This is a genomic window from Mahella australiensis 50-1 BON (genome assembly GCF_000213255.1).
Classification (GTDB): Bacteria; Bacillota; Clostridia; order Mahellales; family Mahellaceae; genus Mahella; species Mahella australiensis.
Window position 1 is genome coordinate 430903 of record NC_015520.1, and the last position, 15431, is coordinate 446333.

Consider the following 15431-nt stretch of genomic DNA (forward strand, 5'->3'; position numbering starts at 1 on the left):
TATGTCTCCTTTCTATTCCAATGCTTCTCTTAGATATATCATGCTTAAAAATAGGAATATCACTGTTTGAATGAGGCCATCGAATAAATCGAAATACAGGCTCAGTATCGGCGGTAACCCTATGGGTATGAACGAGAATACCAGATCCATTATTATCATGGATGCCAGTATATTACCGAATAGTCGAGCAGCCAACGATAACGGCCGTATAAAATAATCCATGAGATTAAAAGGTACCATTATTGCTATCGGTTCGGCTATGCTATGCAGCCATCCGCTCACGCCCTTGTATTTTATTGAACCGACTATAATCATCACCATGGTCATTATGGCAAGCGTAGCTGTGAGCGTTATATCGCTTGTAGGCGGGCGTAAGCCCAATAAGCCCAGCATATTGGCTATACTAAGGAATAATGCTACAGTAGTAAGATAAGGGATAAACGGATCAGCTTTATCACCGAGGTTTTGCCTTATAAAGGATGATATCATATCCCAAAGGGCTTCTACAGCGTTTTGTATTCCATGGGGCACAGTCTCCCACTTGATCGTAAGACGTATGGCCAACGCCGCGGCTATCAATATGGCCATTACTATCCACATATTTACCACCGTTTGAGTGACCGGTATACCGCCCAATATCGGTATGGTAAAGACGGTTTTAGCCGTTATCTCGATGTCCATCTGGTTTTGTCACCTCCTTTCGCATATATATTATTACTGTAACAGGCATGACAATACCATACACGCCAAGGCCTATTACAAAACCAAAGGTGGCGGCGGGCTTTAAAAGATAAACCATACCGGCAGCCACTATTAAAAGCAATATATTCCATAGCGGATATATCATGGCCTTAGATATTATATTTGCCATAGATGTGGGTTTTATGTACCCGCTTATGAGCGATAAGAATGCGCCGAAACGCCATATCGCGAGGGCGGTGCCTATAACTATGCCCAGCGGTATATATATATTGCGATTTACAATATATATTATTAGTGCGACCAGTGCAGCGACAATTATTGTTGCATTAGCGGCTTTACGGCGTATTTTCGTTGTATCATTCGTATGCATCGCCTCTTTTCCTTAGCCATTTTATACTAATGATAATACTTTTCCAGAACAATTTCAATAGCAATTTCAATGCCAAATAAAAAACCGAAACACATGGGCCAGAGGCTAACCGTTATTATTTGCATGCGCTGAATTTGTCATATTACGAATCGCAGTTATTTTTATTTCTGTTATTATTCTATGATATTGTCATAGTAAAATTATTCTGCGATAATGTCATTATGAGGAGAGAGGAACAGTATTGTATGACAGAGAGCGAAATGCAAAAACTTGTTGTTATTAATAAAGTCATCGATGGGACGTTAACCGCAAGTGAAGCTGCGCAGGTTTTAGACCTCAGTGTTCGTCAAATATTTAGACTTAAGAAGGGGGTTAAAGAACAAGGTGCGTCTTTCGTTATTCATAAGAACAGAGGCCGTAAACCTGCTAATGCTTTAAGCGATGAGCTAGTAAACCATATCCTCACTTTGAGGAAGGAAAAGTATTTTGATACGAATTTCTCTCATTTTAGAGATTTGCTTGAGGATGATAAGGGTATTATTCTTAGTAATTCCTCGGTTTATAGAATCCTTGATAATGCCGGTATTCAAAGCCCTAGAAAGCATAGACGCCCTCGTAAGATTCATGCTAGAAGGGAACGTATGCCTCAGGCTGGCATGTTGGTGCAAATCGATTGCACCTCTTTTGAATGGATTCCTTCTGTAGGTAATATGGCTCTCCACGGTGCCATAGACGATGCCACCGGTCAGGTCCTCGCGCTCTATTTTACTGAAAACGAGTGCATGAATGGCTATTTTGAGCTCATGCGTACCATCATTGGCCAATATGGTATCCCTATATCTCTATATGCCGATAAGCATACTATATTTGCTTCTCCTAATAAGGGTAAAATCTCTATCGAGGAGCAGCTTGAGGGTAAAGTGGTAAATGAAACCCAGTTCCAAATGGCTATGAGTACATTGGGTATATCTATCATTAATGCCAGGTCCCCTCAGGCTAAGGGCCGCGTAGAGAGGCTATGGAATACTTTGCAGGATAGGCTCAGGGCAGAATTGAGGATTTATGGCATTGATTCTATGGAAAAGGCCAATGAGTTTTTGCCTAAGTTCCTGGAGAGATATAATAAAAGGTTCGCCATAGAGCCTCAAGATCCCGAGCCTGCTTTTAGAGAATTACCGCCGGATATCGACTTAGATAATATACTTTGTGTTAAGTTATCTAGAAAAGTTGATAATGGCGGCGTATTTTCTCTACACAGCCAATATTATCAAGTTGTATGTGATGATGGCAAAACCGTTGCACCTATCGTTCCTAGAGCTAAGATAACGGTTCTTACCAGCCCTAGGATAGGTATACGGGTGCAGTATGGCAATAATATATATGCTGTGAAAAAGCTCGATGAACCGCCTAAGAAAGCTCAGAAAGCTAATAAGGCAAGTTCATCGAGCACAGCTAAGCCTTATAAGCCTTCTCCCACTCATCCTTGGAAACAAGGTTGGCAGAAGGCGCCATCATATTGGTATGAGGAATCAGACAGAGAGATTTTAGAGGCTCTGTATAATTCCTCACGCGCCTGGCACTAGCCAGTATTAAGGCTTACAGCCTAATTATATAATAGCTGCGAAATGAACGTGCGTCAAGGGCAAGCGGAGCTTGTTTATTTTACCCTTTACGCACGGGAATGGAGCAGCTAGAATTTAGCAAAGCAGTAAGCCTTAAGATAGTATTATCTTTTTTGCTCATCTGGTGGTAATATATGTTCTCATATCATATTAATGTAAGTTGCTAAAGTTATATAACCAGCTTACTGTAATATAATCTATATTTAATGTTCCAATTATAGTAAATCCATACATCGCTATGAAATTTTCGTTGAATAAATATCAGCCATTTACTATGACATTTTCGCTGACTATTGACATTATTTTTATTTGATACTTGACAAACGCGTGGACTATGAGTAAAATTCATATCGAGAAACAAAATATATTACCCGGTTTATGCTGTAATGACCGGGCAACGGGTGGGAGAAGAGATATATGATAAAGCTTGAAAGGCTTACTGATCAGCCCATACTTAGGCCGAGACAAGAATATGAATGGGAAAGATCCGCGGTATTTAACGCTGCTGCTATATACCACGACGGTCTGTTCCATTTGCTTTACCGCACTACCGATAATCCGCCGCATGCCAAGTATGGCACATATATCTCGCGTATAGGCTATGCGGTGTCCTCTGACGGCATAAACTTTTACAGAGGGGAAAGGCCTATATTTGAGGGAGAACATGTGCAGGAACAAAGAGGCGTAGAAGATCCTCGTGTGGTGAAGATAGATGATATGTTTTATATGACATATACCGGCTTTGGCGGTAGATTTGAAGGCGATTACAGGATAATGATGGCTTATTCCAAAAACCTGGTACAGTGGGAGCGTATGGGTGTCGTTATGGACGAGCCTAACAAAGATGCCGCGTTATTTCCTGAGAAGATCGGTGGCCGTTATGTGATGTTTCATAGAAGGTATCCGAATATATGGGTGGCTTTCTCCGATGACCTTATACACTGGACAGACCATCATGAGGTCATAAAGATATGTCCTGATACATGGGAAAGTGCCAGAGTAGGCATAGCGGGTCCGCCGATAAAGACGGATGAGGGGTGGCTGGTCATATATCATGCTGCAGATGATAATAACGTATACAGGCTTGGAGCAGCATTGCTGGATTTGGAGGATCCTACTAAGGTGCTTTACAGGCAACCGGAACCTATATTGGAACCGGAGCTGCCTTGGGAGATTGAAGGCTATATACCAAATGTCGTTTTTAGCTGTGGACAGGCCGAAGTAGGCGATGATATATGGTTGTATTATGGAGGCGCCGATACTGTAATAGGCGTCACCAAAACAAATAAACAAAAGCTTAAATTCGCTTGATGTCTATTACGGAAGCGATCTTAGGGCATAAGGCATCTAAGGTCGCTTATTTTATGAATGGAGGTATTACTGTTGAAATTGGGTATAGTGGGCTTACCAAACGTGGGTAAGAGCACACTTTTTAACGCCATAACTAAAGCAGGAGCCGAAGTCGCAAACTATCCTTTTTGTACCATTGAGCCGAATATGGGTGTTGTGCCGGTACCGGATGAGCGCTTGGATAAACTGGCTGAAATATTTCATCCGGAAAAAGTTACGCCGGCGGTAGTAGAGTTTTTCGATATAGCCGGCTTGGTAAAAGGGGCCAGCAAAGGCGAAGGATTAGGCAATAAATTTCTATCCCATATACGGGAGGTAGATGCCATAGTACATGTGGTGCGCTGTTTTGAGAACCCTGACGTTGTGCATGTTGAAGGCACGGTAGATCCCATACGCGATATAGAAACTATAAATATAGAGCTGATATTGGCCGATATAGAAGTACTGGAAAGACGTATGGAACGGACCCATAAGGCGGCGCGTGGCGGCGATAAACAAGCACAGTGGGAACTGGATATTCTGGAAAGGATAAAGCACGTGCTGGATGAGGGCCAGCCGGCTAAAATGTGCCAATTGGACGGCGACGAACAGGAATTTGCGCGCCAGCTTCAACTATTGACATATAAACCGGTCTTATATGTGGCTAATATAGATGAGGATAGTATAACCCAGCCGGAATCTAATCCTTACGTGAAAAAAGTTATGGATTATGCTAAAAATGAGGGTTCGGAGGTTATACCGTTATGCGCCAAGCTTGAGGAGGAAATCGTACAGTTAGATAATGAAGAAAAGAAACTTTTCATGGAAGAGATGGGTTTGAAACAATCCGGATTAGAGAGACTGATAAAGGCCAGTTATGAATTACTCGGGCTCATGAGCTTTCTTACGGCAGGACCTAAAGAAGTACGCGCATGGACTATAAAGCGTGGTACCAAGGCTCCCCAGGCAGCAGGCGTTATACATTCGGATTTTGAAAGAGGATTTATAAGGGCTGAGATAGTTTCGTACGAGGATATGCTGGCATGCGGTTCGCTGGCAGCAGCCAGAGAAAAGGGGCTTATGCGCTCTGAAGGCAAGGATTACGTAATGCAGGATGGCGATGTGGTGTTGTTCAGGTTCAACGTCTAGGCAAACACCTCGCGTATATCATCCCAGGTCAGCTTTTTGATAAGGTCGTTATTTTCATCGACGACATTATCGAAAAGCGCTTTTTTCTTTTCCTGCAGTTTCAGTATTTTTTCTTCTATGGTGCCCCGCGTTATCAAACGGTACACATTGACCGGATGAGTCTGTCCTATACGGTAAGCCCTATCCGTGGCTTGCATTTCCACCATTGGATTCCACCATGGATCGAATATTATGACTGTATCGGCAGCCGTAAGGTTTAAACCAAAGCCGCCGGCCTTTATGCTTATAAGGAACACCTTTATATTCTCGTCGTTGTTAAATCGTTCTATCACGGCCTGTCTATTGCGCGTCTGGCCGTCCAGATAACAATATGGTACGCCTTTTTTGTCTAGATGATTGGACAATATCCCAAGCATTTGTACGAATTGGCTGAATACCAATACTTTATGGTCGCCTTCCAACGCTTCGTCCAATAACTCATCGAATTGATCAAGCTTGCCAGATGATAGCTTTTTGGTCGTCGCTGGTGTATTTATTGTCAATAAAGCTGGATGATTGCATATCTGCCTTAAACGCGTTAAGGCTGCAAGTATCTCTATCTGCGAATGTTCAAACCCTTTTTGCTCAACAATGGCGAAGACATTGCTTTTTACTTGTTCAAGTACAGAGGTGTACAGTGCCAACTGATCGGGTGTGAGGTGAGCATAGCTTACCTGCTCCATTTTTGGCGGCAATTCTTTTAGCATCTCCTTTTTGGTCCTGCGCAATACGAATGGACGTATACGACCCAATAGCGAATTCAACGCCGATATATCGTTATTTTTCATTATGGGCGTATCATAGCGCGCTTTGAACTCGCTGTCGCTGCCGAGGAACCCTGGCATAAGGAAATCAAATATGGACCATAGTTCCATAAGGTTGTTTTCTATAGGGGTACCGGTAAGCGCTAAGCGATACTTGGCGCGTATAGCCTTGATGCTTTTGGCTGTTTTGGTCTTGTGGTTTTTTATATATTGTGCCTCATCGATGATGCAGTATTCGAACGTTTTATCAGCAAGATACTCGATATCCTTCTGTATGACAGGGTATGAAGTTATAATAAGGTCATAGTGCTTTATATCATTTATCAACTGGATGCGTTCTGCACCCTGACCTTCTACTATAAGCGTTTTTAATTGCGGTGTAAATTTTTGGACTTCATTGTACCAATTATATACAAGAGTTTTCGGGCATATCACAAGCGATGGCCTATCGCTGTTGCTTGCGGATATGAGCACCAGCGCCTGGATGGTCTTTCCTAGCCCCATATCATCGGCCAATATGCCTCCGAAGCCATATTTTCTCAGGAAGTGCATCCAATTTATGCCTTCTTTTTGGTATTGCCTTAATATATTGTCAAAAGGCTGAGGCAAAGGGATATCCTCTATAGGCTTTGCACTTCTTATCTCGTCTTTAAATTGCAAAAACTTGTTATTACCCTTTGCGTTCCAGGCCCTGTTTTTTTCTATCAACCTATCCAGCTCCGGGAAATTGAATAATTTGCTGCGAAAATGGCCTTCCCCTTCGGCGGGTAGGTGTAACAGAGCATCGAAGAGCTCCTTTAGTTCATTTTTATTGGATATCTCGATGAATTTTCCGTTTGCCTCTATAAAGCGCTGATCTTCCCTTATATATTGTTCCAATTGTTGGCGGGTTATATTAAGATTCTGGCAATGAAAGTCGACGTCAAATTCTAGAAAATCATAACCGTCATCCAGGGAAAAATCGAAATCCACCGCGACTTTAGCCTTTTCTAATTTAAGATTTTGCAATCCGTCCTCATAATGTATCTTCCATTCCGGTAGTATTGCATTGTCAAAATCTTTTATAAAACGGTAAATACGTTCTTGACCGCTGAATTCCATGTAGCCGTGTTCTGGGTCGATGCCGTACCATAGATAGCGCATAAGCCTTTCGTTTACCGTGGTTTCAAGCTCGTATTGTCGGGGTATGACCAATACCTTTTGCCCATCTTTTACCTTATATGACTCATGGGCCGTACTTGCATCATAGTAGTTATAATTCAAAAGCCTTTGGGATACATAGTTTTCATATTCAAGATAGGCTTCTAATATTATACTGGATTCCGTATTTCCGCGGTGTACGTATAGATGCACCTCGGGCTGTATAGGCCGCTGTTCAACTTCTGGCAAAGCAGGCGCGGTAACCGGAAGTTGCTGCTTTAAATGAGGAAATACAGCCTCAATAAATGAAGGAACGTCCCGCTGTGCTATGTTTATATGCCCTTTATTGTCGTACAATGCTTTGTAAAATGACAAAGGTATATGCGGCCATAGGCGCATTATAGTATCATCTTGTATGGTATAAGCGCTCTTTCTACCGAAAAATACTGGATTATTGGAACGTACAGTTATTATCATATTTTCATTCTGTGCCTGCTTTATATCCAGCATGGGCTTAAAATAATCATCGGAAAATTTTATAGCGGTCTGCCCGTCAAAGGCAAATACATTATCAAAGGATGATAGAAGATCCAACACCTTGTCGAGTATGGTGCCGCTTAAATCAAAGCTACCATCGGAATACCTATAAGCCTTTGCCAGATATGAATTTAAAGTGGTATAACGCCACGGAAGCATAGCTGGATCCATTTGTTCAAGTTCTTTGGATACATAAAGCAGCAGATGATTTTGTGAGCCGTCTATAACGCGCAGCTTTATTGCATATGTTTGATTTTCCAAAGGCTGTGCGTTGGTTGATTGCTCAAAATCCTTTATTAGTTTATTGAGGCTTATGCTCGAATCCTGTTCCGCGGCGGCTTTATGAGATTTAGCCATGTGATCCATGAAGGCAAGGCCAGTGGCCACTATATGCTTGCATATCCCTCCATAATTATAAGGACAGGTGCATACAGCGTTTGCTATGCTATCATCTTTTATATTTATATCCATCGCAACGCGATAGTGTTCACTGCCTTCCACGATACTCTTGACGGTATAGATATAAGGCTTTATCTTCTGCACTTCTATATCATGGACAGCTTTACCTCTATAGTATGCTATACCCCTTGAATAAGAAGCTGAGGTAGAAGCGTCCTTCAAAGCCTGCCTTGTAAACATGATTTTTGTATTTCCACTCCTATTACCAGTATTACCTTTCATTATACACTATAATCACCAATATTTAAACATGGAAAATTGCAATATTGCAATATTGCATTTGTGTACATACTTAAAACAAATGTATAATTTAATGCTTTTGAGGTAAATTATATTATGTAAATACGATTTCTGTTTTGGAGGTGATATGCGATATGGCAAAAGGAAGCGCTAATATAGGGCCTAAGGTAGTGCCTGAGGCTCATGCGGCTTTGGACAATATGAAATATGAAATAGCATCTGAGTTAGGATTACCGGTTAAACAAGGTTCAGAGGATTATTGGGGTAATTTATCAGCTCGCGATTGCGGTGCTGTGGGTGGTCATATGGTGCAGAGGATGATAAAATTTGCTGAGCAAAATATGACACAAGGGACTATGCCTAGCAAATAATAAATAATGACTGACAAAGGAGCATCGCCTGATGCTCCTTTTTAATTGACACTTGCTATTATATACATGCGATGATACAATTTAAATGTAAAAATTCTTGATGATAAAGAGTTGAAGTAATTGTATGTATATAAATGAATCCCAAGCAGATGTTAATAGGTTAGCTATATTATACTTTATAGATAAGATGCATATACCGATACCCAACGCCCAGATAACCCATTTCATGGTCGGGGCCAATGTAATGAATTACTTTGATTTGCAGCAGTTGCTGAGCCAATTGGTGCGCGATGGCCTCGTAGATTATATGGAATCACAGGGAAGGTACTTTTACTCCATAAATGATAAAGGGAAAAGCATAGTGGTTCGGTTATATGATGATATTCCCCAGTGGATGGTCAACCTTATAGATGATTATGCCAAGGGCAAACATATAGATTTGCCTGGTGAAAGCGAGATGCCGGCTTTCTATGAGAAAAAGAACGAAGAAGAATATATAGTGCATTGCAAGGTTATAGAAAACGGTATGATGCTTATGGATCTGCGCATCAATGTACCTAATAGTGAACTGGCGCAGATCATTTGCGATGGCTGGCCTGCTAAGGCAGCCGACGTATATAAAGCGGTAGTGGAGAATATATCGAGTTAGGAGGCACATCATGAAAATTTTGATAGCTCCGGATTCATTTAAAGGAAGCTTGAGCGCTGTAGCTGTGGCCGACGCTATTGAACAAGGGCTGAGAAAGGTTGTCTTAACGGCCGATATAAAGAAGATACCTATGGCAGATGGAGGAGAGGGAACGGTAGAGGCCATTATAACGGCTGTGGGAGGGAATATACGCTGTCAAAATGTTATAGGCCCATTGGGAGAAGAGGTAAAGGCATTCTTCGGAGTGCTAGACGATGGAACAACGGCTGTTATAGAAATGGCTGCGACATCAGGCCTTCCGCTTGTACCAGAGGATAAACGTAATCCCATGAATACTACTACATATGGAACCGGTCAGCTCATTAAGGCTGCCATTGATAAGGGCTGTAATCACATTATAATAGGTATAGGCGGTAGTGCTACCAACGATGGCGGCGTAGGTATGGCACAAGCTCTGGGAGTTAAGTTTTATGATGCCGAGGGACGCATTATAGATGGATTTGGAGGGAAAATCCTAGAGCACATAGCACGTATAGATATGAGCGACATAGATAAGCGCGTAAAAGATATGGATATAACGGTGGCTTGCGATGTAACAAATCCTTTGTGTGGCCCAAACGGTGCGGCAGCGGTATATGGTCCGCAAAAAGGCGCCACGCCTGAAATGGTGGAAGAGTTGGACCATGGTCTAGCTAATCTGGCGATGGTTATAAAGAAAGATCTGGGTATAGATATAAAGGATATGCCTGGAGCAGGGGCTGCCGGGGGCTTGGGAGCAGGTCTTGTGGCCTTTTTAGGAGCTTCACTCAAACCCGGTATGGATATAATGATCGATGTTACACATATGGATGAGCTCGTAAGCCGATGTGACTTGGTCATAACAGGCGAGGGGAGGACCGACGAACAGACGGTCTTTGGCAAGGTACCTGTTGGGGTGGCAGGCGTAGCTAAGCGCCATGGTAAACCCGTGGTTTGCCTGTCTGGTAGCCTGGGAGATGGTGCTGAAAAGGTGTACGAGCATGGTGTGGATGCGTTATTTAGTATAATCGACAAGCCTATGACTTTAGCTGATGCTATGAGCCATACCTCGGAATTGCTGGAACGTTCGGCCATATCAATCTTGCGTTTGTTCTTAGCGGCAAGAAGTATTAATAGTTGACAAAAATCTTGAAATTTCTCCAGCACGGTATTAAACTATATATGTAAATGAGCGAGCAAGAGGAGGAATGGCAATTGAAGTATGTATACGGCGTGCTTACCGTATTGGATAATAAACCTATTATGCAAATGCTGGTCAGCGATGCGCGTTTAACCGGCAGAGATGTATTGGATAGGGTTATATTGACTGAGGATGAGCGTAAAAAGTACACAACATGGCAAGATGAAAAGGCAATAGTGAATGATTTGAATAAGAAGATTCCTATAAAGGTGGAGATTCAAGAAGTGGAGATAAGCTGACCGCATTTTTAATGCGGTTTTTTTATATTCGACAAAAAACAATTTTTTTCTATGCAGGAGATTTTTGAAAATCAGCGAATATAGATAATATAACTGCGAAGGAGGTATGGCCGCTTTGAACGTTGAACTGGAAACAAAAAATAATGTCTTGATCGTGCATATGGATGGTGAGCTGGATCACCATAGCGTCGATTATGTAAGACAGCAGATAGAAGACGCTATAAATGGCGATGTTTTTATAAAGCACCTGTTGATCGATGTTAAAAATCTTGTATTCATGGACAGTTCGGGTGTGGGCATGCTTATAGGGAGGTATAAGACCATTTCGGCACGCGGTGGTAAAGTAGCGGTTATAGGGATCTCACCGCATACTAAGCGCATATTTGAAATATCCGGTCTGTTCAATATATTCAGTGTATATGAAGACCAGCGAGAGGCTATCAAAAATCTGACGCAACAAAAGGGGAGTTTATGATGGAATTGCTCAATGAGATGCATATGGAGTTCTTAAGCCGTTCACAGAATGAATCTTTTGCAAGGGCGGCGGTGGCCGCTTTTGCATCGCAGTTGGACCCTACATTGGAAGATATAGCTGATATAAAAACCGCTGTTTCAGAGGCCGTGACCAATGCTATCATACACGGTTATGAAAACGGACAAGGGTATGTCAAGATAAATGTTAGGTTGTACGGCGATAGGGTGGAAATAGATGTTATGGATAATGGTAAAGGAATAGAGGATATAGAAAAGGCACGCCAGCCGCTTTATACTTCCCGGCCGGACTTGGAGCGTTCAGGTATGGGCTTTACTGTTATGGAGACTTTTATGGATGAAGTGCATGTTGATTCGGCATATGGTAAGGGCACTAAGGTGACGTTAATAAAGTATATTGCCTCTGCTTCGAGCCGGATGCAGGAGGGGAATGCCGATGGCGGAGCCGACGACTACACCAGCCAATGACAAAAACAGAGGTCTTTTGACGCAACAGGAAATAGAAGATCTCATAGTTAAAGTGCGCCAAGGCAATAAACAGGCAGCAGAGATATTAGCTGAGCGCAACCTGGGCTTGGTACATAATGTTGTAAGAAAATTCATGAACAGGGGTTATGAGTATGACGACCTATTTCAAGTAGGAAGCATGGGTTTGGTTAAGGCGATAAATAATTATGATTTATCGTATAATGTAAAATTTTCTACGTATGCTGTGCCCATGATAATGGGAGAGATAAAGCGTTTCTTGCGCGACGACGGCAGCATAAAGGTAAGCCGATCGGTTAAGATAGCGGCATATAAGATCCATAATGCTCAGGATCGCATAAAAAAAGAGTTGGGTAGAGAGCCAAGCGTGCAGGAGTTAGCTACGGCATTGGATATGGAGCCGGCCGATGTGGTATATGCTATGGAGGCTGATACTGTACCAGTATCATTATATGATAGTGCCTATGAGGACGGTGAAAGCTCTATATCTCTTATAGACAGAATATCCGATGGTGATGAACTGGATACAGATGTTATAGACAGGGTAGCGCTTAAAGAGTGTATAGCGCAGTTGGACGCCAAGGGCCGTCAAGTCATATTGCTAAGGTATTTTAAGGATAAAACCCAGTCCGAGGTTGCACAGATGCTGGGCATAACCCAAGTACAGGTATGCAGAATCGAAAAAAAAGTCTTAGAGTTCATGCGCCAATATATAAAATAGAGAGGGGTAATCCCCTCTCTAAATTTTTAACAATCTTAGTCTTTTTATTAACGAGATTATTTGGCCTGTTCTAAAGCGTTTTTGGCTGCCTCTTTGAACATATCGGTAGTGCCGGTAGCTTTGCTTATGGTGTCTACCTTGTCAGGATCCTGTACCTCTATAAGCTTCTGTGGCAGTGCTTTTATGGCGTCTATAGCTTCTTTGTAATTATTGTCGTTTTCCAAAGTTTTTTCGCTGCCGTCTTCCATGATTTCCTTGTATTTCACATCGGTTATTTTGCCATCTTTTATGGTTATCTCTATATCGCCGTACTGCCCATGTTCGTTCTTGGACGATTGCCCTTTGTAAGTACCATCCTTATAAGTAATAGTTTCCGACGACGTATCGCCACTCGATTGAGTGCCCTCATTAGAAGAACAAGCAGCCAATACGAATAGAGCCATTACTGCTACTAAGGTCAACGCTAATACCTTTTTCATCATCTCACCTCCCCGCTTTTATCTGTTAATATATTAACAGATGCTATCATAAAAATCAAGAGTTTTGCAAAAATCAACAATATAACGATTATGACTGCAATTTAGGAAAAATGCTTGACAAGTGTATCTGATACAAATATAATATACATATAAACAGATAAGTTTACTTGGAATATGAAAGGAGAATAAATATGAAAGCGGTTGATAACGTGTTGGAATTAATAGGCGGCACGCCCATAGTTAAGTTACATAGGCTAGTAGAGCCAAACTATGCTGACGTATATGTGAAGCTTGAGTCGTTTAATCCTGGCGGCAGTGTTAAGGACAGAATAGCTTATAGTATGATACAAGCGGCCGAAGAACAGGGGTTACTCAAGGCGGGTTCTGTTATAGTAGAGCCCACGAGCGGTAATACCGGCATAGGTTTGGCTATGATAGGAGCTGCCAAAGGCTATAAGGTTATATTGGTTATGCCCGAAACCATGAGTTTAGAGAGGCGAAGTCTTCTTAAAGCATACGGTGCGGAGCTTGTGCTGACTCCGGGTACTGAGGGTATGTCGGGAGCTATAAGAAAGGCGGAGGAGTTAAAACAGCAACACCCTGAGTATTTCATACCGCAGCAATTTGAGAATCCGGCCAATCCCGATATTCACAGGAAAACCACGGCTATAGAAATATTTGAGCAAATGGACGGGCATATAGATGCCTTTGTAGCAGGTGTTGGTACCGGTGGTACCATAACCGGCGTTGGCGAAGCGCTTAAACAGCGTATACCCAGTATCAAAATCATAGCGGTAGAGCCTGCAAAATCACCGGTTTTATCTGGCGGGAAACCGGGTCCTCACGGTATACAGGGCATAGGAGCCGGTTTTGTGCCTAAAGTATTGGACAGAGATATAATAGATGATATAGTGGCCGTCAAGGATGAGGACGCTATGAATACTGCACGCCGTATGGCGCATGAAGAAGGCATATTGGTAGGCATATCATCGGGAGCTGCGGTATTTGCTGCACTGCAACAGGCTAAGGCTTTGGGCAGTGGGCATAGTGTAGTGGCGGTGGCTCCGGATACCGGGGAAAGATACCTTAGCACACCGCTCTTTAGAGAAGAATGAAGGTGGTAGGTCGGGCGTTTACGCCCGACCTACGCTTGCTCTAGGCTGCACTCGTTGAGTACGCCTACGCAATATTTCAAGGCGTTCTCTATCTTTATATCATTCGAAGCGGTCGTAACCTGCAAGCGATACCGGCTTACCGGATTTAGCCCAGGGTATGCCTGTTTCAGAAGGGAGTTTGTTTTCGTTGAAGCATTGCATCATAATATTCTCCAACGCTTTTACGTGGGTTATCGCAGGTTGTCCCTCTTTTATAATCAATTCGCTTGGGAAATCAACGATGTTCGGCATGGATTGATGAGCACCATTTATGCACAGCGTGTGCGGCAGCGCTGCTTCGGGCGGACAGGGTACCGGTGTGCCGTTGCGTATGGCATCTATGACTGTCCACAGCTTATACATGCCCTGATGATCAGGACGACCATAATCTTTTATACGGTTATTTCTAAAGACAGCTATAATATGATCAATGCTCTTAAGAAAGGACGGATGGTTATAATAGACCGATGCATTTTCAAATTCATAACAAAACATGGGGCCTATGCTCTCTTTTACCGCATGGCTGGCATAGAACAATATTTCAGCACCATTATCTGCAAAAATACGCATAGCGGATGTATCGAAATTTTCTATCGCGTTGGCTCTATATAATTCAGCCGTTATCTCTGCCGGTTGCACGCTTTGGCAAAGCTCTTTTCCTAAGACAAAGAGCATATTATGCAAATAGTGAGCTGTGGCATTGTTGGCCACGCTATCCAGTACCCATCGTCCTTTTTGGTCTTTCTTTTTGCCTGCCCATCCGCGGCTATAATAATCAGCATCTCTTGGCCAAAGCACCAGCGTCTTTAAACGTTTAGGCCGTTCTAAGCATCCAGCTATTATATCTTTTTTTAAGCTCTGATATACAGGATCATATGCCCATTGGAAACCGATGGCTAAAATGCGTTTAGCCTTGTCGCGAGCCTCTATCATTTGACACGCTTCTTGAACCGTAGCTGCTATAGGCTTTTCGCATAATACATGGCTGCCGTGGGCTAGAGCCAAGCACGTTTGTTCGCAATGAAACTGTATGGGCGATGATATAATGGCCAAATCGGCTTTATGTTCGGCATAGAATGATTCTGCACTTTCATATATAGGTATGCTGTTAGCCTTTAATTCATCCAGACAGCTACAACTTTCAGGGTGAGGGTCTGCCACACCTTCTATATATACGTCGTTTTGAGTACCGTTTTTTAGCAATTCCTTTACGTAGTTATTGCCGTATCCTCCGATTCCGGACAGAAAAACCGATATATTATTCTGCATT

The 15431-nt window shown here is 42.6% G+C and carries 16 protein-coding genes; 11 read left to right on the plus strand and 5 right to left on the minus strand.

The window, feature by feature from the left end:
• Window positions 1-12: 12 nt before the first annotated feature.
• Window positions 13-681 carry a F0F1 ATP synthase subunit A gene (locus MAHAU_RS01940; protein WP_013780042.1) on the minus strand — a complete coding sequence of 223 codons (669 nt, stop codon included), beginning with the start codon at window positions 679-681 and terminating at the stop codon, window positions 13-15.
• Window positions 659-1072: a hypothetical protein gene (locus tag MAHAU_RS01945; RefSeq protein ID WP_013780043.1), complete on the minus strand. Its 414-nt coding sequence runs from the start codon at window positions 1070-1072 to the stop codon at window positions 659-661. Before MAHAU_RS01945 ends, MAHAU_RS01940 begins: the two co-directional genes overlap by 23 nt.
• A 245-nt stretch (window positions 1073-1317) precedes the next feature.
• Between MAHAU_RS01945 and MAHAU_RS01950 the strand changes: the two genes are divergently transcribed.
• From MAHAU_RS01950 to ychF, 3 genes are all read left to right on the plus strand, one after another.
• Window positions 1318-2655: an ISNCY family transposase gene (locus tag MAHAU_RS01950; protein ID WP_013779793.1), complete on the plus strand. Its 1338-nt coding sequence runs from the start codon at window positions 1318-1320 to the stop codon at window positions 2653-2655.
• A gap of 456 nt (window positions 2656-3111) precedes the next feature.
• Window positions 3112-4005, plus strand: coding sequence for a beta-1,2-mannobiose phosphorylase (locus MAHAU_RS01955; RefSeq protein ID WP_013780045.1), 894 nt, complete (start codon window positions 3112-3114; stop codon window positions 4003-4005).
• A 72-nt stretch (window positions 4006-4077) separates the two neighbouring features.
• Entirely contained in the window at window positions 4078-5172 is a 1095-nt protein-coding gene (gene ychF, locus MAHAU_RS01960) for a redox-regulated ATPase YchF (protein WP_013780046.1), read from the plus strand.
• On the opposite strand, the gene MAHAU_RS14815 is transcribed toward ychF, so the two are convergent.
• Window positions 5169-8333: a DEAD/DEAH box helicase gene (locus MAHAU_RS14815; protein ID WP_083809810.1), complete on the minus strand. Its 3165-nt coding sequence runs from the start codon at window positions 8331-8333 to the stop codon at window positions 5169-5171. The two genes, ychF and MAHAU_RS14815, sit on opposite strands and share 4 nt — an antisense overlap.
• A gap of 152 nt (window positions 8334-8485) precedes the next feature.
• Between MAHAU_RS14815 and MAHAU_RS01970 the strand changes: the two genes are divergently transcribed.
• The 7 genes from MAHAU_RS01970 (at window position 8486) to sigF (ending at window position 12528) form a co-directional block, all read left to right on the plus strand.
• A complete protein-coding gene (locus MAHAU_RS01970; RefSeq protein WP_013780048.1) occupies window positions 8486-8722 on the plus strand; it encodes an alpha/beta-type small acid-soluble spore protein in 237 nt (78 codons plus the stop codon).
• A gap of 124 nt (window positions 8723-8846) precedes the next feature.
• Entirely contained in the window at window positions 8847-9371 is a 525-nt protein-coding gene (locus MAHAU_RS01975) for a DUF4364 family protein (RefSeq protein ID WP_013780049.1), read from the plus strand.
• A 10-nt stretch (window positions 9372-9381) separates the two neighbouring features.
• The gene (locus tag MAHAU_RS01980; protein ID WP_013780050.1) at window positions 9382-10530 is read left to right on the plus strand and encodes a glycerate kinase; all 1149 of its coding nucleotides are present in this window, start codon (window positions 9382-9384) and stop codon (window positions 10528-10530) included.
• 74 nt (window positions 10531-10604) lie between these two features.
• On the plus strand, window positions 10605-10829 hold the full coding sequence (locus MAHAU_RS01985) for a hypothetical protein (protein WP_013780051.1): 225 nt from the start codon (window positions 10605-10607) through the stop codon (window positions 10827-10829).
• 106 nt (window positions 10830-10935) lie between these two features.
• The gene (spoIIAA, locus tag MAHAU_RS01990; protein ID WP_049783322.1) at window positions 10936-11304 is read left to right on the plus strand and encodes an anti-sigma F factor antagonist; all 369 of its coding nucleotides are present in this window, start codon (window positions 10936-10938) and stop codon (window positions 11302-11304) included.
• Window positions 11304-11789, plus strand: a complete 486-nt coding sequence (gene spoIIAB, locus MAHAU_RS01995; RefSeq protein WP_013780053.1) for an anti-sigma F factor — start codon at window positions 11304-11306, stop codon at window positions 11787-11789. Before spoIIAA ends, spoIIAB begins: the two co-directional genes overlap by 1 nt.
• The gene (sigF, locus tag MAHAU_RS02000; protein WP_013780054.1) at window positions 11758-12528 is read left to right on the plus strand and encodes an RNA polymerase sporulation sigma factor SigF; all 771 of its coding nucleotides are present in this window, start codon (window positions 11758-11760) and stop codon (window positions 12526-12528) included. Before spoIIAB ends, sigF begins: the two co-directional genes overlap by 32 nt.
• 56 nt (window positions 12529-12584) lie before the next feature.
• On the opposite strand, the gene MAHAU_RS02005 is transcribed toward sigF, so the two are convergent.
• Window positions 12585-13010 carry an FMN-binding protein gene (locus MAHAU_RS02005; RefSeq protein ID WP_245543933.1) on the minus strand — a complete coding sequence of 142 codons (426 nt, stop codon included), beginning with the start codon at window positions 13008-13010 and terminating at the stop codon, window positions 12585-12587.
• Between the two features lie 188 nt (window positions 13011-13198).
• On the opposite strand from MAHAU_RS02005, the gene cysK reads away from it, so the two are divergent.
• Window positions 13199-14122: a cysteine synthase A gene (cysK, locus tag MAHAU_RS02010; RefSeq protein ID WP_013780056.1), complete on the plus strand. Its 924-nt coding sequence runs from the start codon at window positions 13199-13201 to the stop codon at window positions 14120-14122.
• 99 nt (window positions 14123-14221) lie between these two features.
• Here cysK and MAHAU_RS02015 read toward each other — a convergent pair whose 3' ends face one another.
• On the minus strand, window positions 14222-15430 hold the full coding sequence (locus MAHAU_RS02015) for a Gfo/Idh/MocA family protein (protein ID WP_013780057.1): 1209 nt from the start codon (window positions 15428-15430) through the stop codon (window positions 14222-14224).
• Between the last annotated feature and the right edge of the window lies 1 nt (window position 15431).

Excerpts from the sequence above, each read along its gene's own strand:
- MAHAU_RS01940 (WP_013780042.1), bottom strand. The coding sequence starts at position 681 with ATGGACATCGAGATAACGGCTAAAACCGTCTTTACCATACCGATATTG.
- MAHAU_RS01945 (WP_013780043.1), bottom strand. The coding sequence starts at position 1,072 with ATGCATACGAATGATACAACGAAAATACGCCGTAAAGCCGCTAATGCA.
- MAHAU_RS01950 (WP_013779793.1), top strand. The coding sequence starts at position 1,318 with ATGACAGAGAGCGAAATGCAAAAACTTGTTGTTATTAATAAAGTCATC.
- MAHAU_RS01955 (WP_013780045.1), top strand. The coding sequence starts at position 3,112 with ATGATAAAGCTTGAAAGGCTTACTGATCAGCCCATACTTAGGCCGAGA.
- MAHAU_RS14815 (WP_083809810.1), bottom strand. The coding sequence starts at position 8,333 with ATGAAAGGTAATACTGGTAATAGGAGTGGAAATACAAAAATCATGTTT.
- MAHAU_RS01970 (WP_013780048.1), top strand. The coding sequence starts at position 8,486 with ATGGCAAAAGGAAGCGCTAATATAGGGCCTAAGGTAGTGCCTGAGGCT.
- MAHAU_RS01975 (WP_013780049.1), top strand. The coding sequence starts at position 8,847 with ATGTATATAAATGAATCCCAAGCAGATGTTAATAGGTTAGCTATATTA.
- MAHAU_RS01980 (WP_013780050.1), top strand. The coding sequence starts at position 9,382 with ATGAAAATTTTGATAGCTCCGGATTCATTTAAAGGAAGCTTGAGCGCT.
- spoIIAA (WP_049783322.1), top strand. The coding sequence starts at position 10,936 with ATGGCCGCTTTGAACGTTGAACTGGAAACAAAAAATAATGTCTTGATC.
- spoIIAB (WP_013780053.1), top strand. The coding sequence starts at position 11,304 with ATGGAATTGCTCAATGAGATGCATATGGAGTTCTTAAGCCGTTCACAG.
- sigF (WP_013780054.1), top strand. The coding sequence starts at position 11,758 with ATGGCGGAGCCGACGACTACACCAGCCAATGACAAAAACAGAGGTCTT.
- MAHAU_RS02005 (WP_245543933.1), bottom strand. The coding sequence starts at position 13,010 with ATGATGAAAAAGGTATTAGCGTTGACCTTAGTAGCAGTAATGGCTCTA.
- cysK (WP_013780056.1), top strand. The coding sequence starts at position 13,199 with ATGAAAGCGGTTGATAACGTGTTGGAATTAATAGGCGGCACGCCCATA.
- MAHAU_RS02015 (WP_013780057.1), bottom strand. The coding sequence starts at position 15,430 with ATGCAGAATAATATATCGGTTTTTCTGTCCGGAATCGGAGGATACGGC.